Annotated in this window: 24 protein-coding genes, 2 tRNA genes and 1 riboswitch; of the genes, 21 read left to right on the top strand and 5 right to left on the bottom strand. The window is 49.6% G+C overall.

All coding sequences use genetic code 11. The annotated features are described in order from the left end of the window. The first annotated feature begins 32 nt into the window (after nucleotides 1–32). Genes ABEW34_RS30400 through ABEW34_RS30390 form a run of 3 tightly spaced genes read left to right on the top strand, consistent with a single transcriptional unit; the run spans nucleotide 33 to nucleotide 3,339 of the window. Entirely contained in the window at nucleotides 33–695 is a 663-nt protein-coding gene (locus ABEW34_RS30400; protein ID WP_430165160.1) for a lysophospholipid acyltransferase family protein, read from the top strand. Then, nucleotides 671–1,867 (top strand): glycosyltransferase, encoded by a 1,197-nt coding sequence (locus ABEW34_RS30395; RefSeq protein WP_430165134.1) that lies wholly within the window; start codon nucleotides 671–673, stop codon nucleotides 1,865–1,867. Before ABEW34_RS30400 ends, ABEW34_RS30395 begins: the two co-directional genes overlap by 25 nt. Beyond that, the gene (locus tag ABEW34_RS30390; protein WP_430165131.1) at nucleotides 1,864–3,339 is read left to right on the top strand and encodes a phytoene desaturase family protein; all 1,476 of its coding nucleotides are present in this window, start codon (nucleotides 1,864–1,866) and stop codon (nucleotides 3,337–3,339) included. The genes ABEW34_RS30395 and ABEW34_RS30390 overlap by 4 nt, the downstream gene beginning before the upstream one ends. Nucleotides 3,340–3,619: 280 nt before the next feature. Here ABEW34_RS30390 and ABEW34_RS30385 read toward each other — a convergent pair. The 3 genes from ABEW34_RS30385 to ABEW34_RS30375 form a co-directional block, all read right to left on the bottom strand. Further along, nucleotides 3,620–3,693 (bottom strand) — tRNA-Pro (locus ABEW34_RS30385). 9 nt (nucleotides 3,694–3,702) lie between these two features. Continuing rightward, nucleotides 3,703–3,778, bottom strand: a tRNA-Thr gene (locus ABEW34_RS30380). Between the two features lie 114 nt (nucleotides 3,779–3,892). Next, nucleotides 3,893–4,102, bottom strand: a complete 210-nt coding sequence (locus tag ABEW34_RS30375) for a YrzA family protein (RefSeq protein ID WP_056041703.1) — start codon at nucleotides 4,100–4,102, stop codon at nucleotides 3,893–3,895. Nucleotides 4,103–4,266: 164 nt separating this feature from the next. Beyond that, nucleotides 4,267–4,350: riboswitch (cyclic di-GMP riboswitch) on the top strand. 95 nt (nucleotides 4,351–4,445) lie between these two features. Between ABEW34_RS30375 and ABEW34_RS30370 the strand changes: the two genes are divergently transcribed. The 5 genes from ABEW34_RS30370 (at nucleotide 4,446) to ABEW34_RS30350 (ending at nucleotide 9,497) form a co-directional block, all read left to right on the top strand. Beyond that, a complete protein-coding gene (locus ABEW34_RS30370) occupies nucleotides 4,446–6,212 on the top strand; it encodes a methyl-accepting chemotaxis protein (RefSeq protein ID WP_430165128.1) in 1,767 nt (588 codons plus the stop codon). Nucleotides 6,213–6,392: 180 nt separating this feature from the next. Beyond that, complete coding sequence (locus tag ABEW34_RS30365) at nucleotides 6,393–6,767, top strand: GntR family transcriptional regulator (protein WP_430165125.1); 375 nt, start codon at nucleotides 6,393–6,395, stop codon at nucleotides 6,765–6,767. Nucleotides 6,768–6,786: 19 nt separating this feature from the next. After that, on the top strand, nucleotides 6,787–7,485 hold the full coding sequence (locus ABEW34_RS30360) for an ABC transporter ATP-binding protein (RefSeq protein ID WP_430165122.1): 699 nt from the start codon (nucleotides 6,787–6,789) through the stop codon (nucleotides 7,483–7,485). Continuing rightward, entirely contained in the window at nucleotides 7,482–8,225 is a 744-nt protein-coding gene (locus ABEW34_RS30355; RefSeq protein WP_430165119.1) for a hypothetical protein, read from the top strand. Before ABEW34_RS30360 ends, ABEW34_RS30355 begins: the two co-directional genes overlap by 4 nt. A 102-nt stretch (nucleotides 8,226–8,327) precedes the next feature. Then, a complete protein-coding gene (locus tag ABEW34_RS30350) occupies nucleotides 8,328–9,497 on the top strand; it encodes a sn-glycerol-1-phosphate dehydrogenase (RefSeq protein WP_430165116.1) in 1,170 nt (389 codons plus the stop codon). A gap of 538 nt (nucleotides 9,498–10,035) precedes the next feature. On the opposite strand, the gene ABEW34_RS30345 is transcribed toward ABEW34_RS30350, so the two are convergent. Next, complete coding sequence (locus ABEW34_RS30345) at nucleotides 10,036–10,404, bottom strand: DUF6713 family protein (protein ID WP_430165114.1); 369 nt, start codon at nucleotides 10,402–10,404, stop codon at nucleotides 10,036–10,038. A gap of 290 nt (nucleotides 10,405–10,694) precedes the next feature. On the opposite strand from ABEW34_RS30345, the gene ABEW34_RS30340 reads away from it, so the two are divergent. The 13 genes from ABEW34_RS30340 to ABEW34_RS30280 all read left to right on the top strand — a co-directional run bounded on the left by ABEW34_RS30340 (nucleotide 10,695) and on the right by ABEW34_RS30280 (nucleotide 24,281). Then, on the top strand, nucleotides 10,695–12,104 hold the full coding sequence (locus ABEW34_RS30340; protein WP_430165111.1) for an ATP-binding protein: 1,410 nt from the start codon (nucleotides 10,695–10,697) through the stop codon (nucleotides 12,102–12,104). Between the two features lie 122 nt (nucleotides 12,105–12,226). Then, a complete protein-coding gene (locus ABEW34_RS30335; RefSeq protein ID WP_430165108.1) occupies nucleotides 12,227–12,919 on the top strand; it encodes a response regulator in 693 nt (230 codons plus the stop codon). An 85-nt stretch (nucleotides 12,920–13,004) separates the two neighbouring features. Continuing rightward, nucleotides 13,005–14,630, top strand: coding sequence for a DUF2339 domain-containing protein (locus tag ABEW34_RS30330; RefSeq protein ID WP_430165106.1), 1,626 nt, complete (start codon nucleotides 13,005–13,007; stop codon nucleotides 14,628–14,630). 197 nt (nucleotides 14,631–14,827) lie between these two features. Continuing rightward, nucleotides 14,828–15,427, top strand: coding sequence for a nitroreductase family protein (locus ABEW34_RS30325; RefSeq protein ID WP_430165104.1), 600 nt, complete (start codon nucleotides 14,828–14,830; stop codon nucleotides 15,425–15,427). A gap of 344 nt (nucleotides 15,428–15,771) precedes the next feature. After that, on the top strand, nucleotides 15,772–16,446 hold the full coding sequence (locus tag ABEW34_RS30320) for a lytic transglycosylase domain-containing protein (protein WP_430165102.1): 675 nt from the start codon (nucleotides 15,772–15,774) through the stop codon (nucleotides 16,444–16,446). 164 nt (nucleotides 16,447–16,610) lie between these two features. Next, entirely contained in the window at nucleotides 16,611–17,777 is a 1,167-nt protein-coding gene (locus tag ABEW34_RS30315) for a cysteine desulfurase family protein (protein WP_430165099.1), read from the top strand. Further along, nucleotides 17,767–18,996: a tRNA uracil 4-sulfurtransferase ThiI gene (thiI, locus tag ABEW34_RS30310; protein WP_430165096.1), complete on the top strand. Its 1,230-nt coding sequence runs from the start codon at nucleotides 17,767–17,769 to the stop codon at nucleotides 18,994–18,996. The genes ABEW34_RS30315 and thiI overlap by 11 nt, the downstream gene beginning before the upstream one ends. Before the next feature lie 178 nt (nucleotides 18,997–19,174). Continuing rightward, nucleotides 19,175–19,852 carry a TerC family protein gene (locus ABEW34_RS30305; RefSeq protein WP_430165094.1) on the top strand — a complete coding sequence of 226 codons (678 nt, stop codon included), beginning with the start codon at nucleotides 19,175–19,177 and terminating at the stop codon, nucleotides 19,850–19,852. 203 nt (nucleotides 19,853–20,055) lie between these two features. Next, nucleotides 20,056–20,538 carry a hypothetical protein gene (locus tag ABEW34_RS30300; protein WP_430165091.1) on the top strand — a complete coding sequence of 161 codons (483 nt, stop codon included), beginning with the start codon at nucleotides 20,056–20,058 and terminating at the stop codon, nucleotides 20,536–20,538. 59 nt (nucleotides 20,539–20,597) lie between these two features. Then, entirely contained in the window at nucleotides 20,598–22,439 is a 1,842-nt protein-coding gene (typA, locus tag ABEW34_RS30295; protein ID WP_430165089.1) for a translational GTPase TypA, read from the top strand. Nucleotides 22,440–22,471: 32 nt separating this feature from the next. Beyond that, entirely contained in the window at nucleotides 22,472–22,795 is a 324-nt protein-coding gene (locus ABEW34_RS30290; RefSeq protein WP_056041674.1) for a YlaH-like family protein, read from the top strand. A gap of 130 nt (nucleotides 22,796–22,925) precedes the next feature. Then, on the top strand, nucleotides 22,926–23,984 hold the full coding sequence (locus ABEW34_RS30285) for an LCP family protein (protein ID WP_430165086.1): 1,059 nt from the start codon (nucleotides 22,926–22,928) through the stop codon (nucleotides 23,982–23,984). A gap of 81 nt (nucleotides 23,985–24,065) precedes the next feature. Further along, a complete protein-coding gene (locus ABEW34_RS30280) occupies nucleotides 24,066–24,281 on the top strand; it encodes a hypothetical protein (RefSeq protein ID WP_430165083.1) in 216 nt (71 codons plus the stop codon). On the opposite strand, the gene ABEW34_RS30275 is transcribed toward ABEW34_RS30280, so the two are convergent. Further along, complete coding sequence (locus ABEW34_RS30275; protein WP_430165080.1) at nucleotides 24,278–24,901, bottom strand: YhcN/YlaJ family sporulation lipoprotein; 624 nt, start codon at nucleotides 24,899–24,901, stop codon at nucleotides 24,278–24,280. The genes ABEW34_RS30280 and ABEW34_RS30275 overlap by 4 nt on opposite strands. Nucleotides 24,902–24,919 lie beyond the last annotated feature (18 nt).

Below are 24,919 nucleotides of genomic sequence, written 5' to 3'. Positions count from 1 at the left end.
ATTTACTGAAACGGCATTTTCATGAAGTGTCGATGCGAGGAGAGCTGGAGCAGGCTCCAGCCGATCGTCCTTTGCTGATCATGATGAACCACAGCAGCTGGTGGGACGGGCTGCTCGTCTACCATATGATTCGGAGCGAGTCGCAGCGGCACCATTATATGATGATGGATGAGCGGCAAATGAAGCGCTATGCTTTTTTTCGCCGCATAGGCGCTTTTTCGGTCAATAAGGAAAATGTGCGGGAAACGGCGGCCTCGCTTCATTATGCAGCTGACCTCATGCGCAGCGGAGGAGCCGTCTGGCTGTTTCCGCAGGGCGATATTTTTCATTTGGAAAGCCGTCCGCTGCAATTTCAGACGGGTATCGGCTATTTACTGGAGCGCTGTCGAGATGCAGTTGTGCTGCCTGTGAGCTTGTATTATACGATGGGGCTGCATCAGAAAGCGTCTGCCTCCTTTTCTATTGGCAGAATGATTGAAGCGGACTGGAGCGCTTTGGGACGCAAAGAAGCGACGTTGCTGCTGGAACGCAGGCTGGAGCAGCAGCTCGGCGAGCATCGGCTGGCTGTTATTGCGAGTGCAGACGGCGAGCGGGATGGTTTCCGCCATCTGCTGGCGACCGGGCGCTCGGTCAATGAGACGTTCGACCGAATGAAGGGGAGGACGGCGAAATGGAAATCTTTTTTTGGGCGATAGCAGCCGTTCTGGCGCTGCAGCTGTTGTTCGTGCTTTGGAATTTGCGCCAGCTGCCGCAGCTTGGCGGCACGGGGGAAGGCCGGCTGTGGCTTGCTGGAGGCGAGTGGCCGGTCGCTGACTTGCCGCCAAGGCTGTCCGTGCTTATTCCGGCACGCAACGAAGCGGAGCGAATTGGGGCCTGCGTGCAGGCAGTGCTGGCAGCGGAGTCATCGCCGCTGCTTGAGGTGCTCGTGCTGGATGATCAGTCTGCCGATGGCACGGCTGATGTGGCGATACTGGCCGCACAGGGAGATAGCCGTCTGCGCGTGCTGCGGGGAGCGGACTTGCCAGACGGCTGGCTGGGCAAGTCGCATGCTTGCCAGCAGCTGGCGCAGGAGGCGTGCGGCGAATGGCTGCTGTTTTTGGACGCCGATGCGATGCTGCGGCCGGGAGCGCTGACTGCCGCGATGGACACGGCGCTGCGTCAAGGGAAAGGGCTGATTACGGGCTTCCCCCATCAGCAGACGGGGTCTTGGCTGGAGCGGCTTGTCGTGCCGCTTATGAGTTTCACTATCGCCTGCCATCTGCCGATCGGGCTGGTGCGTGGCTCAGCCGATGCCAAATTCGTGGCGGCGCATGGCGCTTTTCTGCTGATCCATGCCGAAAGCTATGCGGCGATTGGCGGACACCGCAGCTTTAAATCCAAGCTGCTTGATGATATGGAGATGGCGCGCGCAGTGAAGCGGGCGGGCTTGCCCATGACGCTTGCCGATGTATCGGGGCAGGTGAGCATGCGCATGTATACAGATGCAGCAGGCGTGTGGAACGGTTACAAGAAAAATATTTTTGCCGGAACGGGTCGCCAAACGGGCCTTCTCGCGGCACTGGGTATATTTTATGCGCTCATCTATTTGCTGCCGCCTGCTATGTTTATCGCAGCTTTGCTTGCTTACGCCGTTTTTTCGGCAGGGATGCTGGCAAGTATGCTTGTCCCCTGCTTGCTGCCAGCCGCGATAGGCTGGCTGCTGGCGATCATCATTAAAGGGGTGATCGATCATCGCGGCCGTTTGCCGGTGTGGTTTGCTTTATTGCTGCCGGCCGGCATTGTTATGCTTATTGGCATTGCTGCCGCATCATGGCATGCAGCGGCGAGCGGTGAAGGGTATGTATGGAAAGGCAGGCGTTATCTATGAAGCGGGTTGTCATCATTGGCGGCGGCATTGGGGGGTTATCCGCGGCGGCGCGCCTTGCATATGCGGGCTATGCGGTCACTGTGCTGGAGCAGCAGGAGAAGGTGGGAGGCAAGCTTCAGCGGATCCAGCTTGGGGAATATCGCTTTGATCGGGGACCAAGCACGATAACGATGACGCATGCTTTTCGCAAGGTATTTGCATCTGTAGGCCGCCGCATCGAGGATTATATTGATTTTTATCGATTGGAGCATGGAACACGCAACTGCTTTGCAGATGGCTCGGTCGTGGATTTATCCGCTGACCCGGCTGTGATGGAGGAGCAAATTTTCCGCTATAGTCCGGAGGATGCACGGCGATATCGGGCTTTTATGGCCGAAGCAGCGGTGATGCATGGACAGGCGGAGCGTCATTTTATGAACAAAATGATGCTATCCTGGCAGGATAAGCTGAATCCTGGGCTAGCGGCAGCCTTTATCCGCATTCGCCCGCTGACGAAGCTGTCCATGCTGCTGCGCCGTTATTTTCGTCATCCCAACACGCTGGCCTTGTTTGGACGTTATGCTACCTATGTCGGCTCGGCCCCAGATCGGGCGCCAGCCATCTTTGCGATGCTGCCGCATGTGGAGGCGGAGCTGGGCATTTTCGGTGTTCGAGGCGGCACGTACAGCATTGTTGAAGGACTTGGGCAGCTGGCGGAGGAAATGGGGGCCGAAATACGCACATCGACACGTGTACAACGTATTGTTGCCAATGGCGATCGTGTAAGCGGAGTGGAGTCGGACAGTGGTTTTGTGCCAGCTGATCTGGTTCTCGCGAACGGTGATGTGCTGTCCGTATGCCGCGATTTGCTCGGCGAGCAACTGCGGCCCGCGATGACAAACCGCAAAATGGCAAGCTACGAGCCTTCGCTGTCCGGGTTTGTCACTCTTGCCGGCATTCGCCGACGTTACGATAAGCTGCTGCATCATACTGTGTTTTATCCGCAGCGGTATGGGGAGGAATTTGAGGCGATTTTCGAGCGCCGCGAGGCGCCTGCGAGTCCTGCGATCTATTTATGCTGCTCCTCCTATTCTGAACCGAACATGGCACCGAAAGGCGGCAGCAACCTGTTTATTTTGGCGAATGCCCCTTATACGTCGGACGCTTGGAGCTGGGAGAGGGAGACGGAGCGTTATCAGGGACGTCTATTAAAGCAGTTAGCTGCCTATGGCCTAGAGGGACTGGACCTTCATACAGAGCAGCTTGCTGCTTATACGCCGGAGGATCTGGAGCGGGATACGTCAGCATTTCGCGGTGCCATCTATGGCATTTCCTCTAATTCAGCGAAACAGACTTTTTTGCGGCCGTCCAATCGTGCAGATTTGCGCGGACTGTGGTTTGCAGGCGGAACGACCCATCCCGGCGGAGGAACGCCGATGGTTGCCATGTCAGGGCTGCTCACCGCAGAGGCGATGATTCGGCAGCATTCTTGAAAGAATTTAATGGTATAAAAGAAAAGCCGCGTCTGACTGGGAGCAGCAATGCATCCAGCCAGACGCGGCTTTTCTTTTTGAAAATATAGGAAAGGATATGATTGTTCCATCCATTCTCTATATTTCTGGGAATGAAACGCGCTACGCCGCCAGTGGAAGGCGACAACCGTTTCACCTTGTATCCTCACAGTGGAGCTCATGCCCACAAACTAAAAAAGGGCCAAATAAAATAAAAAACCCTTCTAAGTTAGAGGGCCTGCTTGAAACAACTCATAAAATATCGGGACGACACGATTTGAACATGCGACCCCCTGGTCCCAAACCAGGTGCTCTACCAAGCTGAGCTACGTCCCGGGAAAAAGATGGTGCCGTCGAGAGGACTTGAACCCCCAACCTACTGATTACAAGTCAGTTGCTCTACCAATTGAGCTACAACGGCGCGGTTATGTATCGGACACAAGATGTATTATGCCACAGAACTTTAGGAGGATGCAATACCTTTTTTGATTTTTTTTGAAAAAAATTCGGGCAGCGGTCAAATGCCCGAATTGGCCTATTTTTTAACTTTGAAATGAACGACTGCACTGTACAGCATTTTCCCGCGATCGGGATGAAACACAGCGTGATGACTAATAGCATGAACTTGTAATAGCAGTGCTTTATTCGCTTCAATTTGCTGGTCAATGTGCTTTTCCAGCGTTCGTAAGTCAAAAGCCTCAAAAAATTCGATTTTATCCTCAATTAAATCTAATCGAAAATCCATCATTAACCTCCTATAATCTCTTGCATGCCTAGCTTTCGTTAATATTATAACGTTGTTAGGCACTAGTTTCAAAGTATCATGTCAGAAATTCTTGTTTTTTATAATTTACAAAAGGGTTTCCCTAAATTATACTTTAAAAGTGTCGAAATAAATAGAAAATTACATACTGAAAAAGGCAAACTTATTGAAAAATAAGGGCGCAAAGTTATGGGCCTAAGGTATTGAACTATGGCAGCCAAACCACCGGTACAGGACTATAGGCTGATTCAGCTGTTCAACCCGTGACGGTGATTGGATAGCTTTTGTTTTTTTTCAGTGTAATAGGAGAGATGGAGAGAAAATGATGATTAACCGATTGAGAGAGGCAAAATGGTTAAAATGGACATCAAGGATTTCTGATTTCTTAAAGAAACAAAAGGTTACAACGAAGCTGTTGTTCATCACCTCATTAATCACCTTGTTCAACGTCGTCGCTGGCGGGTGGATTTTTATGCAAAATGCTTCGGTTAGAAGTGCAGTGAAAGCTTCAAATGAGCTTCAGGAGGCCAAGAAGGAATATCAAGGTATATCAGATTCGATGCTGCGCACGCTGCTTTCGATGATTGATGCTGTAGAAAACGGCAGCACCGGCGACGATGGAATCAACCTGGCGCTTAAGTCGATGCCCGAGCGGGTAGAAAAGCTGAAGGTTACACTAGCGTACCTGGATGAAAAATATCCTCACGGGGATAACGGCACCGCCTATTCGAACCAAGGCAATGTGTTTGGCCTTGCACTGGAGCAGCTTAATAAAGAAAACGGCAATCACAGCCTGCTAACCATTGAAGACCGCTCCGCCAAGGTTAAACAGCTTGTCAGTACATATACGATTGTTCTCAGCTTTGCTAATGAAACGGTAGAAAATTGGCTCGAAGTGGATACGATTGCTACACAGGAGACATTAAATAAAAATCTTGCGGCTGCCAATACGATTATTATCATCAATATTGTTTTGCTTGCCGTTTTGCCGTTCCTCATGTCGTATTCGTTAAGCCGGAATGTGAAAAAAGGCATCGTTGGCTTAATGAAGCGTATTGCCTCTTATCAAAATAACGATTTTACCTATGATGAGAAGCTGGATCGCCAAGATGAATTTGGTCAAATTGACCGCTCCCTGGCGCAAATGGGAAGTGCGCTTCGTGACACCCTTCGTTCGACGATGGATGTAAGCACGGTTGTTCTGCAAGCCTCACGCAATATGGGGGATATGATTGTTCGCAATCAGAACGCTTCCGAGCAGGTGAAAGAAGAGATTGGCAACGGCAAAACGATTTTGATGACCCAGTATGATGATGCCACTTCGATCTCGGCCGTAACCGAGCAAATATCGGCAAGCTCGCAGCAAATTGCGGCTTCAACCGAATATATTAATCGTGACATGAAAGAAATGAGAGAGTCGTCGCGCACAGGCTCCACCGATATGAAGGGCGTTGTGCAGATGGTGAATCAGACGGTGCAGCAATTTGCCCGTGTCACCGAGTCCTTCGACCGGATCAATGAGCGCTACAACAATGTAACGAAGTTTTTGGGCGGCATTCAGGATTTGAACACACAGACGAATTTATTATCGCTGAATGCTTCGATTGAATCGGCGCGTGCAGGCGAGCATGGCAGAGGTTTTGCTGTAGTAGCGGAGGAAATCCGCAAGCTGTCGAGTCAGACCGATATGATTTCCAAAGATATTACGAAAGAGCTTAAGCTCATTCAGAACGATTTTGCCGACAGCAGCCAGAGCCTGAGCAGCTTCTCGGAAGTAATTGAAACGACGAAGCAGGCATCGGTGACGGCTAGCGAAATGTTTAATGGTCTGGAAAATCAAAGCAGCGTCTTGTCTGAGCAAATGGGTGAAATCTCTGTCGGCATTGATGAAATTACAAAAGGCATTACTGATATCGTTGGCTCAGTAGACAAGCTGCTGCAAACCTCCTCCGAGGTGAATGGCAAAATGGAGCAGATGAGCGGAATGTCCGAGGAGCAATTCGAGGTATCGATTCAGCTTCAAGAGCTGGCTGGGAAACTACAGGGCTCTTCCACTAATTTGCGTGAAAAAGCGGCTGTATTCAAGGTGTAAGCTCGCCTTTTAATGGGATTAGTAAATATAACAATAAAAAGGAATAGTAAAGAGGAAATAGCTGCTTTCAGCGCCCGTGGGCGATTGGAGGCAGCCTTTTTTTTATCTAACCCTTTACAACAACAGAATACTAGTGTACTATCTGAATATAACACTAATACATGGACACGGAGGTGACTTATGCCAATCGAATTTGACAACAACCAGCCGATCTACATCCAGATCATGAACTACATTAAACAGCAAATTATTAGCGGGAAGCTTAATCCCGGCGATAAAATCGATTCGGTGCGCGAGCTTGCAGTGGAGCTGCAAATCAATCCGAATACGATACAGCGTACTTTTCAGGAGCTGGAGCGAGAAGGCATTGTCGAAACAAGACGGGGGCTTGGAAGATATGTAACGAGCGAGGAGGCGGCGATTGTGAGCATTAAGAAAGAAATGGCGGCTGATTTGCTCGGACGTTTCATTCAGGGGATGCGCGATTTGGGCTTTAAGCAGGATGACATTGTTGCGATTGTAACGGAAGCGGTTAGCAAGGAAGAGCAGAAATAGCCGGGGGGAGAATAAACGAATGAAGAAGATTGTTGAACTGCAAGCCGTAACGAAAAACTACGGACCGAGAAAAGCGCTGCATAATATTAATTTAAACCTGGAAGCTGGCAAAATTATTGGTCTGCTTGGCAGTAATGGCAGCGGCAAGAGTACACTCATGAAGCTGGCTGCCGGACTCATTCAGCCAACCTCAGGCAGCGTTCGAATTTGTGGAGAGCCGATTGGTGTCGGGACGAAGGCGGTTACGTCCTTTATGCCGGATCAGCCGGTAACCGAGTCATGGATGCGGGTGAAGGATGCCCTTCGTTTTTTCAGTGATTTTTATAACGATTTCGATCAGGAGAAAGCGGGGAGCATGCTCGATTATTTGAAGCTGGATCGCAATGATCGCATTAGCTCTTTATCCAAGGGGATGAATGAGCGGCTGCAGCTTACGCTTGCGATGTCGCGCCAGGCAAAGCTTTATTTGCTCGATGAGCCGATAGGCGGCGTTGATCCCGTGGCGCGGGGCAAAATTTTGGATGCCATCGTTAAATTTTATAATGAAGACAGCTGTGTGCTTATCTCGACGCATTTAATTACAGATATCGAACGGGTTTTCGATGAAGTCATTTTTATTAAAAACGGTGAAGTTTCACTGCGTCAGGATGTGGAGAGCATACGCTCCAAGCATGGTAAAAGTGTAGATGAACTATTCAGGGAGGTATTTTCAGAATGATAAACTTATTGAAATATGACTGGAAACGCAACGCGAATTTAATTATGGGCTCGGCGGTGGCGCTTATTATTTTGCAGGGAGCACTTACCTTTTTTAGTACAACTCGTATTTGGCAGCCTGCAATGTCGCTTACCTTAATGTTTATGGGCTATTTATTCGTTGCCTTCATGTTGATTATCTTTTCCTCAAAGACGTACTCCCATAACCTTAAATCGTATGGTCGCCGCTTATTGCCGCTGGCCACGTGGAAAACGATCGCTTCGCCGCTTCTGCTGCAAATCGCATTATCGGCTGCGCTGAGTGGGCTCGTGCTGCTTCATTTCTGGCTGTTTAAATGGCTGTCCCCAAACGCCTTGCTGGATGCAATGGATCCACCTAATTTCGAGACGGGCGTCCTGTTTTTTATTTTAATATTTTGGACGCTCCTATTTTTGATGCTGACAGTCTATTTTTCGATTACAGTAGGGCATCTTTTTAATAAAAAGCTTTTTCCATGGATAGCCATAGCAGTCTTCGTTCTGTTGCAATTTGTCATTAGCTATGTGGAGGGATTTTTGTTTAACGATAATTTATTCGGCACGATGGCCTCAGAGTCTACCTCTTCAAGCTTGACTTTCTTTATGTCTCCAACAGGCGATACTTCGATTGGAAACTGGGGCGTTATGGCGTTTGAAATCGTAATCGGTGCTATCCTTGTGAGCAGCATGATGTATTTGATAAATAAAAAGCTTGATGCTTAAAGGAAAGCGCAGCGTAGCCTGCAAGCCAAAGGTTGACAAACCTGCCATTAGCGCGTGACAATATTCGTATACAACTTCGAAGATAGAAGGGACAACGAACTCATGACGCTAATGGAAAAATTCAAGCTGGCTGCCACAGGCTATGACGCCACCTCTGTTCAGTCTATCGTAATTGAACCGCTGCTTATTGAACGTGGAGCTACTCAGCAGGTCGCACCTTATTTGCAAAAGAAGGGCTATCGCAACGTTTTAATCGTGTCCGACAGCATTACTTATGATATAGCTGGAAAACAACTGGAAGCGGCAATTGCTGCTAGTGATATTGCCGTTAAGGCAACGCTGATAAAGCCTGACCAACAGGGAGATGTCATTGCGGACGAAGTATCCATTGTGCAGCTGCTGCTTGATATTCAGCATTACGCTGCGGAAGTAGTCATTGCGGCTGGCTCCGGAACGCTTCATGATATTACGCGTTATGCGGCCTATACGGCGGGTATTCCGTTTGTATCAGTCCCGACCGCTCCGTCCGTAGACGGCTTCAATTCCAAGGGAGCTCCGATTATTATTCGTGGTGAGAAGATTACGATCGCCGCGATTGGCCCGGACGCGATTTTTGCTGATCTCGATGTGCTGACGCAGGCTCCTGTCGCCATGGTCGCCGCAGGCTTTGGCGATATGCTCGGCAAATATACGTCCCTGTTCGATTGGTCCTACGGCTCGCTTGCGGGCGGGGAAGCTTATTCGGATATCGTGGCGACGATTACGCGTGACGCTTTAATGCAGTGTGTGGAAAATGTAGAGCTGATCGCATCGCGCAGCGAAGAGGGCATTCGCGTGCTGATTAGCGCCTTGATCGAATCGGGCCTTGCGATGCTGCTGTTCGGGCAATCCCACTCGGCCTCTGGCGCGGAGCATCATTTGTCCCACTACTGGGAGATGGAATATATTCGCCTCGGCAACCGCCAGCTGCTGCATGGAGCGAAGGTCGGCGTCGCTTGCGCGGAAATATCCGGGCTGTATCATCGCTTGGCTGCTGAGCAGGCGCCAGCCATTAGCGGGACGGAGCATGCGGAGCGCATCAGCCAGCTGATCGCGGATATTCCCAGTGCGGAGTCCATTCGCGGCTGGCTGAAGCAAGTTGGTGGGCCGTCCACAACGGCTGAGTTAGGTGTGAGCGACGAGCTGCTTGCCCGCAGCTTGAGTGAGGCACATCTGGTGCGGCCTAATCGTTATACGCTGCTGAGAGCATATAACGAAGGGGCGGGGAAGTAATATTTTGTAGATAGAGAATAGAGTGGCGTCGCGGTGCGAATGTGAAGCTCCATATGAAGCCTAGAAGATTCGCACCTCGAAATTTGTTGAATCATACATAAAATGAGTGAATTCTTTAAAAGTCAATAATTTTCTGCGTATAAAAGGCTACAAAGGCGGAACCTCAGTGCTTAGAAAAAGGAAAAGGCTCCCTTGTGCGCCGTCTGAGACATAATCATCTCCTTCTGCCTCATCCTAACAAAATTAGAATAGGAATGCCTTGATTAACAGGTTAATGCCATGAGGTACAGAGCGACAGGGGCTTGATCACAAATCCTTAGTCCATATTCCCGCTATAGTAGTGATTAACGAACATCAATTGAACAAAAAAACGGACCGCCAAAAGTAATAGGCGGTCAGGTCTTTCTTAAACGATTCGCAGGGTCTCCCCTAAGCGTAATATAATAACTTCAACCCTCGCTGAACACCTTCATTTCTTGCATATCCTGCATATCCTACCTATCCAAGATTTCCAGATATAGCCGGACGTATTGAATACTCACTTCATAACCATCAACAACAAATGAATCGCCGCAATTATCCCCATTGAATAGATAAATGCTCGCGAGAACGTATTTTTGAAGCCATTGCGGGGATTCTTTTCAAAAAAGAGATGCAGAATGGCGTGGATGATAAAAAATAAATCCAGCACCCAAAACGTAACCGTCTGATAATCGCTGAAAAGCAGGGCGAGTATAATCGTGTACATCGGAAGATGAATGAAGGTGAACACCTTATAGGCTTTCGAATCCTCCATATCCTTAAGAAAGATAAACAATCGCCATTCAGAATGGCGTATCGCATCCATTTCGTGCAGCAGAAATAAAGATAAATTGAACAAAAATAGCACAAGCAAAAAATCTGGCATAGCCAGCCCCCTATCATTTTATAACAGCGCGGTACTTTATGTATTGCAGCTTAATATTTGAAAAAAATTAATTAGCCGCCTTCTATGTACGTATAAATGACGAAAAAGTAGCAAAATAACCATTTCGAGGTATGTACAATTAATGTCTGAACTCCGAATCTCATGTATAGGCGGGTAGCACTATGCCAATCGCCGCACATATTTTCTCAGAAGCTTGACGCTTTCCGCGCTCCGCTATATGGTTAGAGCAGAGCATGAAAGAGAGCATATAGAGAGAAGAGGGCTGCGGCATGTTATTTGTCCTAATTGCCTTATGGGGAATTGCTTTAATTTTGATGCTGTCCGACCCACGCTCGGCTGTGAGCAGGCGGCTTAGCGGGGTACCTTTTACAGGCGGAGCCGGGGCGATGTCGGTTGTACTGGACGAGCGAATTAATCCTTATGTGAGCCAACATTATATGAATGAAACGGCTGATCAGCTGTTGTATATGCTGCAAGCTTTTTGCTCGCTGCTGTCCTACTATGGTTTGCCATACACCTTCCTATTATTTGCGCTGGCGTATCGTCCCATTGACCGATTGCAGCCTTATGAGCGTGTATTGCCGCTGCTGCTGTTTATCCCGATTGCGGCATGTCTGCTGTTTACACCGGGTTATACGGAAACGTATCCGATTACATTTACTGTTGTTGTCTGGTGGGCTGTGCCATATGTAGCGGTCGGGGCAGTCAATATATTACTGAAAAATCCGGGTTATTTGGCCCAAGCGAGACGCCACTGGATCGTATGTACGTCGGTGCTGACTCCGGTGCTGTTTAGCGCAACGATGAATTATGTACTGCCAAGCCTTGGCTTCCTGCGGATGTGGGTTTATAATACCTGGTTTGTCGGCATAGGGGCGTTGGTTTTTGTTATAGGTCTGTTTACCTACGGATTTCTGGGGGTACGCGTTTTTATCGACCGCCGCCGCCTGGATTCGACACTGCGAGCGGTTACATCAGGTACGGCTATTCTCAATCATGCGATCAAAAATGACGTCGGCAAAATGCGGCTCTTCGGCGAGAAGATGCGCGCTTATGCGGCATCCACGAACCAGGAGGAGCTGCTTGCCGATGCGGAGACGATGCTGCGGACGACGCGGCACATCCAGGAAATGATTGGCCGTGTCCATCATGGCACCGAGGATTTGGCGCTGAAGCCTACGCAGGAAGAGCTTGGCGAGCTGCTGCTCATGACGCTTGAGCCGTATAAGCTGCTTGCCGAAGGCGTTCATTTTACAAGCAGCCTGCCTGAGGGCTGGAGCTGTATGATTGACCGCGCGCAGGTTACCGAAGCTCTCGGCAACTTGATATCGAACGCCATTGAAGCAATGGATGGCAAAGGCGCGCTGAGCCTTATAATGAAAGAGACAAAACGCGATATTATGATCGAGGTGCGCGATACGGGGCCGGGTATGGATCGTACGCAGACGGCCAAAGCGTTCGAGCCCTTTTATACGACCAAACGCGGGGGCAGTGCGAATTTCGGCCTTGGCCTGCCGTATGCGTATCATGTGATGCGCAAGCATGGCGGCTCTTTGCATATTCAGAGCAAGCTGGGAGCAGGGACGCTCGTATCGATGATATTCAAGAAAAAGGCGATTCAGGCGCAGCAGATTGCGGGTGCCGGCACGAGTTATGAGCACAAAGCGGCAGAGAGTTAACAAGAAATAAAAAGAAATAGCTAGAGAAATAGAAAGAGCTAGATAGAGAAATAGACAGATACAGATACAGAAATAGACAGAGATATAAATAGAGATAAGGCTGAGAGAAGGGGAACATGCCGATGGATAACATACAAGTATGGATCGTGGAGGACGACAAGGATTGGCTGCGCGGGCTGAAAGCTTTTCTAGCGGCCCAGCCGAACATTGAAGTCGTATTCACCTCGGATAATCCGCAGGAGGTACGGGAGGCGCTCGCGGGCGAGCGCAAGGCGCCAGATGTCGTGCTCATGGATATTATGCTCGGTGATGAGCCAGCAGGCATTGAGCTGGCGGAGGCGACGGCGATGTCGACGGGAGCAAGGGTCATTATGCTGACGTCGATGGAGGAGAAGGAGCTGATTTTGCAGGCTTTTCAGGTGGGGGCGATCGATTACCAGATTAAATCCGACTTTGAATCGCTGCCTGCGGCAATAGCGGCGGCGGCAAAGCGCCAGTCTCCGATCAGCGCGGCGGCGGCGGAGCAGATGCGCGAGGAATTCCGCAGGCTGAGGCAGCTGGAGCGGGATTTTGAAGTGAAGAAGGTGCGCGATTTGATTACGCCTGCGGAGCTGCAATTGCTGGAGCTGGTCGATCAGGGCTATTCGCAGTCGCAGATGGCGGATAAGCTGTTCGTTTCCATTCGAACGGTCAAAAACCATATTAACCATATACTCAAAAAGCTGCAGCTGGGGGGCTCGAAAGAGGCTGCGCAGCAGGTGAAGGCGCTTGGTCTATTAGAAAAAGAAAATAAGGATGGAAATGGTACCACGTAAAGTTGGTACTATTTTTTTTGCCCTATTTTTCTAAAATAGAGCTAAGACCAAGTCATAAAAATGCAGCTAAACGGAGGTACAACCAATGAATGTATGGATTCGCAAACAATGGACTTTGCTGCTCGGCGTGTTATTTGTCCTATCAGCGTTCATCACTTTGTTCAAATATACGGTGGAGCAGGGCTGGGTAACGAATGCGATGAAAATCGGGCTGGGACTGCTGAGCGGCGCAGGCTTTGCGGCAGCAGGGTTTTCGCTGATTAAGCGGGAAAAATGGCCGCTCATCGGGGAGCTGTTAATCGGACTAGGCGCCTGCCTGCTGTATACGACGGCCGCTTTTGCCGGTGTCTATTATGAAATGTGGGACTCGATGACGGTGCTGCTGGGCATGACGGCTGTTACTGCGGCGCTTACGGTTTACGCTTACCGCTTTGAATCGCGTCTGCTCATCAACATTGCTTTAACGGGCGGCCTGCTGTCGCCGCTGCTGATGCGTCCGGAAACAGATCAAGTATTTACTTTATTTCTGTATATGCTTGTGCTCAATTCCGCTTTTTTCTGGCTGAGCACGGTGAAGAGCTGGAATGAGCTCAGACTGACATCGTTTATCGGAAGCTGGATCATGTATATCGTTTACTTTTTCACCTTCGATCCCGTGGTGGATGGGGTATGGAATTTGCCGCTGCGCTACGCGCTTGCTGCATTCCTGTTTTATCAGATCGGCTTCCTGCTTGCTTCACGGGCAGATAAGCAAAGCTTTGACGGGATGAATATGTTTGCGGGACTGTCCAATGGCGTTATTTTTGGCTTCTGGTCGCTGCTGCTCATTCATGGTGAAGTTCATTATGCTTATCCGCTGGCGTTTATCGGCTTTGCGCTGCTGCTTGCCAGCTGGTTTATTCACTATCATATGAAGCGTATGGAGCCGGCCTCGGCTACGTATGGTTCTGCTGGTGTGCTGCTGATGCTGCTGGCGCTTAATCAGGTGGGCAGCGGTCTGGCGGTCAAACCGATCTTCAATGTATTTCTATGGTCGGCGGTGGCCGCGCTGCTTGTCTGGGTGGGCAAAAGGTTCCGTTGGCAAGCTTTGAATCTGGCTTCGCTAATTATCTGGTTTACGACGGTTTGCTATTGGTACGTCATCACATGGTTTACACCGCGCGGCGAATGGTTCGGCGTCTTCATTCCGTTTCTGAACTGGGGCGCGATGGCATGGCTGGCGCTTGCGGCATTGGGCTTCTATTATTCGGCACGGCAGACATTTGCGTCACTTGGCGATTCAGGCAATCGCGTGATGGGGAACATGTATGCGTTGTGCTCGCATTTCATAATCGGCGGTTTGCTGACCGTTCAAATGATTCGGTTGTTTCAGGAGCATCTTTACGATCTTCCAAGCTTCTATATGCAGCTCAGTCTGTCGGCTTCCTGGGGCGTATATGCACTGCTGCTCGTATTGTGGGGCGTCAATCGCGGCCAATCGGTGTTCCGCTGGTTTGGCTTCTCGGTTTTGGGGCTGACAGCCATTAAAGCCATTTTCTTCGACCTGAGCGGCCAGGAAAGCTTGTACAAGGTGCTTGTGCTGCTATTGCTGGGGGGAATCTCCTTCCTTATCGCTTGGATCAATGGCAAATGGAATAAGGTAAGAGAGCTTGGCGACCAGTCTTGGGAGCAGCATGGTGCAGAGACTGATATCAAGAAAGATCAGGTGTGAATGTCGCCTCAAGAAAGATGAACAATTGGGGAATGAATAAAGCGGTGCGAAAGGCTTATTTTGATAGAAAGACTGTGGAAAAGCTTGACAAAATGGGGTTGAATATACTATTGTTACTTACGTAAAGTAATTAATATTACTTTGGTGTGCATCTAATCAAGCATGGAACTAAACCATTTAACTGGAGGTATTTGATTATGTCACAAAGCTTTTTGGAATCTGTGCAAGCAAGACGTACTTACTACGGAATTAGCAAAGAAGCCGTTGTTTCTGATGAGAAAATCGTAGAATTGGTTAACGAGGCCGTTAAACATTCCCCTTCATCCTTTAACTCTCAAAGTGCTAGAGCAGTCGTCCTGCTCGGCGAAAATCATGATAAATTGTGGAGCATTGTGCTGGAGGCTCTTCGTGCAATCGTTCCTGCTGATCAATTCGCTTCGACAGAAGGCAGAATTGGTTCTTTCAATAATGGCTACGGCACGATTTTGTTCTTCGAGGATCACAATGTAGTTGCAGGCTTGCAGCAGCAATTCCCTTCGTACGCTGACAACTTCCCGCTTTGGTCGCACCAATCCTCGGGCATGCTGCAATTTGTAGTATGGAATCTGTTGGAAGAAGTAGGCTTTGGCGCTTCCCTGCAGCATTACAACCCGCTGATTGACGAAAAGGTAAAATCGACATTTGGCCTGCCTGAATCATGGGGCCTGATTGCGCAAATGCCTTTCGGCAAGCCGACAGCAGAGCCAGGCGAGAAAACATTCCAGCCGCTTGAAGATCGCGTTAAAGTATTCAAATAAGCTTTAAATAGAACGGATAAGTTTTAAATAGCATTGATATGCTTTAAATATAACCGAACAACCTCCGAAGCAAGCTTCGGGGGCTGTTTTTATGTGTTGCTTTTACTCCACGAACCGAATAAACTTGCACATTTTACGATTTGCTGGCGAATAGGGGTAAAAACATGTACAATAAAAGCCGATACATCATTATAGAGCTTTTTTAAAATATAAGCATTTATAAGTTTTCCCTTATAAATAGGCTTATATTTCATCGCGAAACGGTTACTTTGCCGCCAAAGGACGGCTTCAGCCGTTTACGCTTAGACCAGCAGAGCCAAGCGATTTGGTTCAAGGAGGAAATTATGAGTATCGATCCGCGCATTATGAAGCAAATGATCAAGACGCAGCTTGCTCCTAATCTTGACTTTAAGACAGTAGCGAACCCGCTAGGCACGAATAAGGATAAAAGTGTGACTTCGTTGTTCGACATGCTGCTGTCCCAATATATGCATGAAGCTTCGAACGGCTCAAGTGAAGGCACAGATGTATCCGCTCAAGCGTCCGAGGCGCTGTCGCAGCTTGCCAGCTTGAATAACGCTTATCAGGCGGAGGGCGAGACGTTTGCAGCTGGCTCCACTGACTATGATGCGATGATTGCACAGGCAGCAGCCCAATATGGCGTAGATCCCGCTTTAATCCGCGGCGTCATTCGCACAGAGTCCGGTTTTCAGCCAGATGTCGTATCCGGCGCAGGAGCCAAAGGGCTCATGCAGCTGATGGACGGCACGGCACGCGGCCTTGGCGTAACAGATTCGTTAAATCCACAGCAAAATATCGATGGCGGAACCCGTTATTTATCCTTTCTGCTTCGCAAGTACAATGGCAATGAGCAAGTGGCTCTAGCCGCGTACAATGCCGGTCCGGGCCGTATCGACCGCCTCGGTATTACGACAGACAGCGAGCTGATGGCGAATTTGGACAAGCTTCCTGAGGAAACGCAGCGCTATATTGTGAAAGTACAAGCAGCGCGTTATTAAGGAGCTGCGAGGAAATGAGTGCCCGCTTTTGTCAACAAATTAGCGGTACTTTATTTCATCGCAGTCTCTAGGCTGTAAAAGCACTTCTTTTAGATCACGAATGGCAACTAGCTTGCCGTCGCTGATCTTTTTATTTTTTCTAGTAGGAAAGGAACGTTTGGCTCATGTTATATTTCGATCATTGCGCATCTTCACCTCCTTACGAGGAGGTTATTGATACGTTGGCAGAGGTGATGAAGGCGCATTATGCGAATCCATCATCAATTCACCATGCCGGAGCAGACGCTGATAAGCTCATTTCCCGCTCGCGTTCGCTGCTTGGCGAGCTGCTTGGCGTAAAGGCTGAGGAGTGGCTGTTCACTTCTGGCGGCACAGAGAGTAACAATCTCGCGATTAAAGGGGCGGCAAAGCAGTACCAGAGCCGGGGAAAGCATCTCATTACGACCCAAATGGAGCATGCCTCCGTCTACGATACGTTTAAGCAGCTCGAGCAGGAAGGCTACGAGGTTACTTATTTGCCCGTTGACGAGAAGGGGCAGGTAGTGCTGGAAGCGCTGCGGCTGGCTTTGCGGAACGACACGATTCTCGTCAGCATTATGCATGTGAATAATGAAGTGGGCAGCGTGCAGCCGCTCGCTGATATTGGCAAGCTGCTGCAAGGGTATCCGCGCACGCTGCTGCATGTGGACGCGGTGCAAAGCATCGGCAAACTGCCGATTGATGTGCACGGCTGGGGCATTGATCTGCTTAGCGGCTCTGCGCATAAGCTGCGCGGGCCTAAAGGGATCGGCTACTTGTACGTCCGCGAGGGCGTAACCTTGACGCCGCTGCTTACCGGCGGCTCGCAGGAGCATGGCATGCGGGCAGGGACGCAAAACGTGCCCGGCATCGTGGCATCGGCCAAGGCGCTGCGTTTGGCGATGCAGTCGGCACCGGAGCGGCGCGCGCGGATGTATCGTCTGCGCCAGCAATTGACGGATTTCGTTGAGGCTGCGCCGGAGCTGGTATTGAATGGCGGGGCGCCGGAGAGCATGGCGCCGCATATTGTCCATTTTTCCTATCCGGGCATGAAGCCGGAGGTTATTGTTCATATGCTGGAGCAGCATGGCGTTATCGCTTCTACGAAGTCGGCTTGCTCCTCGCGCGATGATAAGCCGAGCCGCGTGCTGCTTGCAATGGGACTGGGGCAGGAGCGGGCAGCCAGCGGCGTGAGAATTAGTCTGGGCGACGAGCATACAGAGCAGCATATTTTGCAGCTGTGCGAAATGCTGCGCCTTACAATAAGCAAGCTTAAGCCGCTTGAAAGGAGCGCAAGAAAAAGTGATGTATGATAAAATAATCATTCGCTACGGCGATCTGGCAATGAAGGGGCGCAACCGCGGAATGTTCGAGAAGCGGATGCTCCAGCAGCTTCAGCTGCGATTGAAGGATTTCGCCGCGCTGACGTATTCAAAAATGTTCGGCCGGCTTTATATTAATTTGAACGGGGAAAATTACTCGCTTATCGCTGAGAAAGTCAAGGACGTTTTCGGTATTTCGACCTTTAGTCCAGTCGTAAGCGTTCAGCCGGAGCTGGAGGAAATTCGGGCAGCGGCGCTTGGGCTGATGAAAGCGATCCCGAAGGAGCCCGCTACCTTTAAAGTAAGCGCAAAGCGCGCATGGAAGAAGTTCCCGCATACGTCGCAGGAGATGAACCATTTGGTTGGGGCCCACGTACTGCGTGCGATGGACAACTTAAAGGTTGATGTGCGGAAGCCTGAGGTAGAGCTGAAGGTTGATATTCAGGAGGAAGCGGCTTATATTTTCAACGAGGTCGTTGACGGTCCAGGCGGCTTCCCTTTCGGTACGAATGGCAAGGCGATGCTGCTGCTGTCTGGCGGCATTGACAGTCCAGTAGCGGGATGGATGGCGATGCGCAAAGGACTGGAGCTGGAAGCGGTCCATTTCCACAGCTACCCGTTTACGAGCGAGAAGGCGAAGGAGAAAGTGATCGAGCTTGCAAGAAGGCTTTCCTATTATAGCGGCGCTCCGCTGAGACTGCATCTGGTGCCTTTTACGGAGGTTCAGACGACGCTAGCCCAGTCGGGACAGGACCCGCTTATTATTACGCTGATGCGCCGGGCAATGCTTCGCATTACGGAGAGCCTTGCCGAGAAGAACGGTGCTCATGGAATCGTGACGGGCGAAAGCTTGGGCCAGGTGGCGAGCCAAACGCTCGTCAGCATGGACGTTATTGGACGTGCGACTGTCCTTCCGCTGCTGAAGCCGCTTGTTATGCTGGATAAGCAGGAAATTATTAATGAGGCGGAGCGTTTGGGCACGTTTGCGACGTCGATTTTGCCATATGAGGATTGCTGTACGCTGTTTTTGCCGAAATCCCCAAGCATTAAGCCGAATTTGCGGTTTGTAGAAAAGGTGGAGGGCTACCTGAATCAGCAAAAAAATCTGGAGCAGCTGCTGGAGGAGGCCGTGCAGCAAACAGAAGTGCTGCTGCTGACGCCGGAAGATCCTGAGCCGGAAGCAAGTGCCGGTGAAGATCGCTGGTTTTAAAAAGCAACGAATATGGGTTGCTGTAAGCCGCTTGAAGACATAGGCCGATTTGCTATGTGAAATGGTGGGTGGCCTTTTATTTAGTAAGAGAGAAGAGAGTGCAGTACCCCCGCTTTAGGCTTTCCGGCATATTCGCCCCAGCTTGGACATACAGGTGGTAGTATAGGGGGCGAGTACTATGGACAGCTTTTTTATATTTATACAAATCATTCTGATTAATCTTCTGCTAAGCGGCGATAATGCTATTGTAATCGCAATGGCGAGCAAGCATCTGCCGGAGCATCAGCGCAAGCGGGCGATCTGGTGGGGGACAACGGCTGCTGTTGTCCTGCGCTGCGTGCTGACGCTGGCGGCAATTTCCTTGCTTCAGACTCCGTTCTTGCAGGCCATTGGCGCCGTGCTGCTGTTTTATATTGCTGTCAAATTGCTGGCCGATGCGGGCGAGTCCGGCGGAGGAGGCGTGGCCTCTCATAAGGTAAAGCGGGCGACATCGCTGCCTGCTGCGATATGGACGATTGTGACGGCTGATTTTATAATGAGCCTCGACAATGTGCTGGCGATCGCGGCTGTGGCGAAAGGGCAGACGCTGCTGCTGCTGCTCGGCATCGCACTGAGCATTCCGATGATTATTTGGGGCAGCCAAATGCTGACCAAGCTGCTGCAGAAATTTCCTTCCCTTATATATATTGGGGCGGGCTTGCTCGGCTTTGCGGCGGGCGGCATGCTTGTCCATGACCCGGGCATGCATCGCCTGCTGTTCAGCAGTTCAGCAACCGCAATGGAAGCGATTCCGCTGCTCAGCATCCCGTTCGTCATTATTATCGGCATCCTGATGCGCCGATCCGCGCTGACCTAAGCTTCCACTCCTGCCCGATATGCAGCAATGAAGCGTGCTAGAATCAGGCGCGAGCGGCTATTAGAAGCGGTTTGCTAATTTTTTTTTTCATGTTGCACTTGTTGCACTGGTATTTTCACTTCACTTCCTTTAAACTAGTAAAGATAAAAACTGTCGTCTTTCGTCAGGATATGCGTAAGGCGTTGTAAGGAGCGGAAGCGCGGATGCCTAACAACAAATATTCCGCTGGAATTATTGTGCTGCTGGCTGGTATCGTAATATTGCTTGGCAAACTGGGTGTGTTCAGCTTTTTGGGATCCAATTTTTGGCCGCTTCTCGTTCTTATTCCGGGAATTCTGCTGCATGTGCTGTATTTCGGCAGGTTGTTTCCGGCAGTTGTGCTTATTCCAGGAGGCATGATGATCGTTTATTCGATTTTGTTCATGCTTTGTATCATGTTCGGATGGGATACGCTCAAATATGTTTGGCCGCTGTTTATAACGGGTGTAGCGGTTGGGCTGTACGAGTACCACTTGTTCGGCGCATCCCGCGAACGCGTTTTTTTTAACGCCTCCGCCATTCTCGCTGTTACGTCGGCTGTACTGCTGATTTTGGCGCTCGTTTGGAGCTGGGGGATATATGCGATTGCTATTATCCTGATTGCGGCCGGAGCATGGATGATGATGGGGAAACGATCCCGCTGGTAGACGGCAAGCAATCGGTTAGGATTATACAAAATTAGACAAAATGGAGTGGATTATTAGTTATGCAAGCAAGAGAGAACATTCGGAACATCGCGATTATCGCGCACGTTGACCACGGCAAAACAACGTTGGTTGACAAACTGCTTCAGCAATCAGGAACTTTCCGTGAAAACGAAGCGGTTCAGGAGCGTGCGATGGATTCCAACGATCTAGAGCGTGAGCGCGGCATTACCATCTTGGCGAAGAACACTGCGATCACGTACAAAGATTATTTGATCAACATCGTTGATACACCAGGACATGCTGACTTTGGCGGCGAGGTTGAACGTATTATGAAAATGGTTGACGGCGTATTGCTCGTCGTTGATGCTTTCGAAGGCTGCATGCCGCAAACGAAATTCGTATTGCGCAAAGCGTTGGAATCGAACCTGAAGCCAATCGTAGTATTGAACAAAATTGACCGTCCTAATGCTCGCCCATCTGAAGTTGTGGATGAGGTGCTTGACCTGTTCATCGAGCTAGGTGCAAGTGATGAGCAGCTGGAGTTTAATGTCGTTTATGCTTCCGCATTGATGGGTACTTCGAGTCTTGACCCTGAGAAACAAGATGAGAACATGGAAGCGATGTATGAAACGATCATCAACCATATTCCTTCGCCAACAGAGAATGTAGAGGAGCCACTGCAATATTTGGTGACGCTGCTTGATTATAATGAGTACTTGGGTCGTATTGCGGTTGGCCGTGTAAACCGTGGTATCGTTCGCCAAGGACAAACCGTTGCCGTTATGACGCGCGATGGCGGCAAGAAGCAGGCTAGAATTGAGAAGCTGTTCGGCTTCCAAGGTCTGAAACGGATTGAAATCGAAGAAGCAGGCGCTGGCGACATTGTAGCGATTGCAGGCATTAAAGATATTAACATCGGTGAGACGATTGCTGATCCAGCAAATCCGGAAGCATTGCCGGTGCTCAAAATTGACGAGCCTACGCTGCAAATGACGTTCCTTGTCAACAACAGTCCTTTTGCTGGTCGCGAAGGCAAATGGGTTACTTCCCGTAAATTGCGTGAGCGTCTATTCAAAGAGCTTGAGACGGATGTTGCTTTGCGCGTAGATGAAACGGAGAGCCCGGATGCCTTTATCGTATCTGGACGCGGTGAGCTTCACTTGACGATTCTGATCGAGAATATGCGTCGCGAAGGCTTTGAGCTGCAAGTATCGAAACCAGAAGTAATCATTAAGGAAATTGACGGCGTGAAGCAAGAGCCTTACGAGGGTCTGATCATTGACGTGCCGGAAGAAAGCATGGGCGCGGTTATGGAGAGCCTTGGCTCGCGCAAAGCTGAAATGGTCAACATGGTGAACAATGGCACAGGCCAAGTTCGCTTGGAGTTCATTATCCCAGCTCGCGGTCTGATCGGCTACCGTACTTCTTTCCTTACCCTTACACGCGGCTACGGCATTATGAACCATGCGTTTGACAGCTATGGTCCGCTTGCTGGTTCCGGTGTTGGTGGACGTCACCAAGGCGTGCTTGTTGCGACTGAGAATGGCGTAACGACTTTCTACGGCATGATGGGCGTAGAGGATCGTGGAATTCAGTTCCTGGAGCCAGGTACTGAAATTTACGAAGGCATGATCGTTGGCGAGCACACGCGTGACAACGATATCGTCGTAAACATCTGTAAAGAAAAGCAATTGACGAATATTCGCTCCGCTGGTAAAGACGATACAGTTAAGCTTAAAACGCCACGTCTGTTCTCCCTGGAGAGCGCGCTTGAATATTTGAACGATGACGAATATTGCGAAATTACGCCGAAGTCGATTCGTCTTCGTAAAAAAATCTTGAACAAAAGCGAACGCGAGCGTGCAGAAAAACAACGCAAGACATCACAAGCTGGCGTTTAAGGCGCTAGCCGCCTGATTGGAGGTTTAACGGCATGCAGCAATGGTTTAGTGATCATTGGGTCGTTTCTTATTTGCTCATATTAGGATTCACGATCTATATTTTCAATACCGTGTTTCGGGCGAATAATGCGAAGCTGCCAATTCTAAAGGAAGTGCTGGTTTACATTTTGATCGTATTCGGTTCTTTCGTGCTTTGGATTTTACAGGTGGATTCGCTGCCGATTATTCAATGTATGGGGATTGCTGTATTAATGATGCTTATGCTTCGCGGTCGCCAGCTGTATGACAAGCTGCAAAGTAAACGGGCAGGCAAGCACGCTGTAAAGGAATCAGACTCCGGAAGTAACGGCATATGAGACGTTAGCGTGTTCTTAAGATCGGATCTGCCTTCTGCAGCAGCGATATCCGCGAGAATTCGTGGGTATCGCTGCTTCTTTGCGTAAGTGAGGACAGAAACGAAATACAAAGGATTTGAAGGTGGTTGCTATGAGCGAGGGCTCTAAAGGTTTACCCCCTAGAACGGCTGCAAGTAGGCCGGGTGGGGCCAAAAAAACAGCTCCGAAGCCTAACAAGAAAAAGAAAAAAGGCAGCGTTTGGATTAAAATTATGTTTGCTGTGCTTTCCGTCCTTATTTTAATTATGCTATATGTCGGTTATCTTGCGTACGTGGCTACCAATGCGGTTGATACGATTGGGACAGCGAATAATATTGTCGTGCCGGAAGAAGAATCTGTTAAGAAAAAGCCTACAGGCATGGTGCTGCTCGGTATTGACTCACGTGAAAATGGCGGAGGTTTAAATACCGACGTGATGCTGGTCGCTATTTTTAATCCGAATACGAAATCAGCCTCCGTCGTCTCGATTCCACGGGATTCGGTGCTGCAAGTAGAAGGTTATCGCGAGCGAAAGGCGAACGCGAATTACAGCACTTTCTTCAATAATGCCCGGACTGAGAAAAATATGGACAAAGAAGCGGCAGAGAAGGAAGCGAAAAAGGAAATTCGCGAAATGCTGTCTAAATATTTTGGCGTTGATTTGAAATACACCGGCATTATTAACTTTAAAGGCTTCACCGATGTTGTTGATGCGCTTGATGGCGTTGAGGTGAATGTCGATATGGATATGCGTTACCGGGATACGGCCGATGGCACAAACATTAATTTGAGCAAAGGCCAGCAGGTGCTTGATGGTAAAAATGCCCTCGATTATGTGCGCTATCGCAAATCGAATCAGGGAACAGCCGAATCCAGCGACTTCGACCGCAATCGCCGGGAGATGGAAGTTATTGGAGCGATTTTTGATAAAATGAAATCGTTTGAGGGCGTTACGAAATACGATAAGGTCATCGGCGCAGTCGGCAGTAATTTGACGCTCGATATGCCTCCGTCTGAAATTAAAAATATGCTCAGTACATATTTGGGTATGGGCAGCTCCGATATTACGTTCCAAGCGTTAAACGGAACGTGGAAGAGCCCATATGTATATGTTGATTCCACATCGCTTGAGGAAGCGCGCGCGGTACTTCAGGCAAAAATGGCTGAATAACCATAGACGCTGGATTCAATAATGGCTATAATAGGAGCTAAGGATACCGAATGCTATTCCTGTTAGAAGGAGGTCATGCTGATGACCGTATTCTTAGCCGCCAATTTCGAGCAACTCATCGAAGCTGATTGCATGCCTCGTTTTAAACGTGGTTTTGCTGGTGTGGCTATGACGGCAGAAGCTTGTCCAAACGTCATTTCGTGTATCTGTACTTCTCGTGAACAAGTATGTACGCCTATAAGAAAGCCTGACGATCATAGGGTCGTCAGGCTTTCTGTGCGTTTGCGTGAGCGTTAATGCTTGTCCACATGCGTTGCGTGCTTTTGGATTTGCTTCTCATGAAGCTGATGCTCTTGCTCCTGCATGCGGGACTGGGTGTGCGATTGCGTCTGTGGCTGCTCCGGCCGATGAGGCGTCACATTGCGTGGTATTTGCGGCACGATGCGGCTGATAATATCGGCCATTTCTTCAGCGAAGCCCTTGATCGGCTTTCCGCGCCGAATATCGGCTCCCATTTCCTTAAGTCGCTGTGAGACGTCCATATCGGCTGTTACGACAGCATCCATACCGTAAGGATCTTTATGGAAAGCTTCGGCAACGGAATATTTAATCGTACCAATTCGAGCACGATCCAGCTTACTGTCGACATCGATGCCGACAACGGCTGTTTTACCGAGCACGACGCAATGCGCGTTGTTTACGCCGCGAACGCCTTTTGCAAGCTTTTCAAGATGATCAGCGACTTCCTTATTCGTTTTCAATGGTTTAACGGAATCTTTCGCAAGCTGCTGCGCCCTTACAGCGCCGTTCGCATGATTTTGCTGTGGAGAGGGTGATGCCATTTCGTTTCGCTTGACGGTGCTGCAACCAGCCGCAATAACAGCGATTGCGATTAATACCAATAACCGTTTATACACGTGAGCCACCTCGTCTTT

It is taken from the genome of Paenibacillus algorifonticola (assembly GCF_050481745.1).
In the GTDB taxonomy this organism is placed as follows: domain Bacteria; phylum Bacillota; class Bacilli; order Paenibacillales; family Paenibacillaceae; genus Pristimantibacillus; species Pristimantibacillus algorifonticola_A.
Note: the sequence above shows the minus strand (reverse complement) of the source record. Positions and strands in the feature narration are given on the sequence as shown.

Bases quoted from the DNA above. Each gene is read 5' to 3' on its own strand.
- ABEW34_RS30400 (WP_430165160.1), top strand. From the start codon at position 33: ATGCGAGGAGAGCTGGAGCAGGCTCCAGCCGATCGTCCTTTGCTGATC.
- ABEW34_RS30395 (WP_430165134.1), top strand. From the start codon at position 671: ATGGAAATCTTTTTTTGGGCGATAGCAGCCGTTCTGGCGCTGCAGCTG.
- ABEW34_RS30390 (WP_430165131.1), top strand. From the start codon at position 1,864: ATGAAGCGGGTTGTCATCATTGGCGGCGGCATTGGGGGGTTATCCGCG.
- ABEW34_RS30375 (WP_056041703.1), bottom strand. From the start codon at position 4,102: ATGGATTTTCGATTAGATTTAATTGAGGATAAAATCGAATTTTTTGAG.
- ABEW34_RS30370 (WP_430165128.1), top strand. From the start codon at position 4,446: ATGATTAACCGATTGAGAGAGGCAAAATGGTTAAAATGGACATCAAGG.
- ABEW34_RS30365 (WP_430165125.1), top strand. From the start codon at position 6,393: ATGCCAATCGAATTTGACAACAACCAGCCGATCTACATCCAGATCATG.
- ABEW34_RS30360 (WP_430165122.1), top strand. From the start codon at position 6,787: ATGAAGAAGATTGTTGAACTGCAAGCCGTAACGAAAAACTACGGACCG.
- ABEW34_RS30355 (WP_430165119.1), top strand. From the start codon at position 7,482: ATGATAAACTTATTGAAATATGACTGGAAACGCAACGCGAATTTAATT.
- ABEW34_RS30350 (WP_430165116.1), top strand. From the start codon at position 8,328: ATGACGCTAATGGAAAAATTCAAGCTGGCTGCCACAGGCTATGACGCC.
- ABEW34_RS30345 (WP_430165114.1), bottom strand. From the start codon at position 10,404: ATGCCAGATTTTTTGCTTGTGCTATTTTTGTTCAATTTATCTTTATTT.
- ABEW34_RS30340 (WP_430165111.1), top strand. From the start codon at position 10,695: ATGTTATTTGTCCTAATTGCCTTATGGGGAATTGCTTTAATTTTGATG.
- ABEW34_RS30335 (WP_430165108.1), top strand. From the start codon at position 12,227: ATGGATAACATACAAGTATGGATCGTGGAGGACGACAAGGATTGGCTG.
- ABEW34_RS30330 (WP_430165106.1), top strand. From the start codon at position 13,005: ATGAATGTATGGATTCGCAAACAATGGACTTTGCTGCTCGGCGTGTTA.
- ABEW34_RS30325 (WP_430165104.1), top strand. From the start codon at position 14,828: ATGTCACAAAGCTTTTTGGAATCTGTGCAAGCAAGACGTACTTACTAC.
- ABEW34_RS30320 (WP_430165102.1), top strand. From the start codon at position 15,772: ATGAGTATCGATCCGCGCATTATGAAGCAAATGATCAAGACGCAGCTT.
- ABEW34_RS30315 (WP_430165099.1), top strand. From the start codon at position 16,611: ATGTTATATTTCGATCATTGCGCATCTTCACCTCCTTACGAGGAGGTT.
- ABEW34_RS30305 (WP_430165094.1), top strand. From the start codon at position 19,175: ATGGACAGCTTTTTTATATTTATACAAATCATTCTGATTAATCTTCTG.
- ABEW34_RS30300 (WP_430165091.1), top strand. From the start codon at position 20,056: ATGCCTAACAACAAATATTCCGCTGGAATTATTGTGCTGCTGGCTGGT.
- typA (WP_430165089.1), top strand. From the start codon at position 20,598: ATGCAAGCAAGAGAGAACATTCGGAACATCGCGATTATCGCGCACGTT.
- ABEW34_RS30290 (WP_056041674.1), top strand. From the start codon at position 22,472: ATGCAGCAATGGTTTAGTGATCATTGGGTCGTTTCTTATTTGCTCATA.
- ABEW34_RS30285 (WP_430165086.1), top strand. From the start codon at position 22,926: ATGAGCGAGGGCTCTAAAGGTTTACCCCCTAGAACGGCTGCAAGTAGG.
- ABEW34_RS30280 (WP_430165083.1), top strand. From the start codon at position 24,066: ATGACCGTATTCTTAGCCGCCAATTTCGAGCAACTCATCGAAGCTGAT.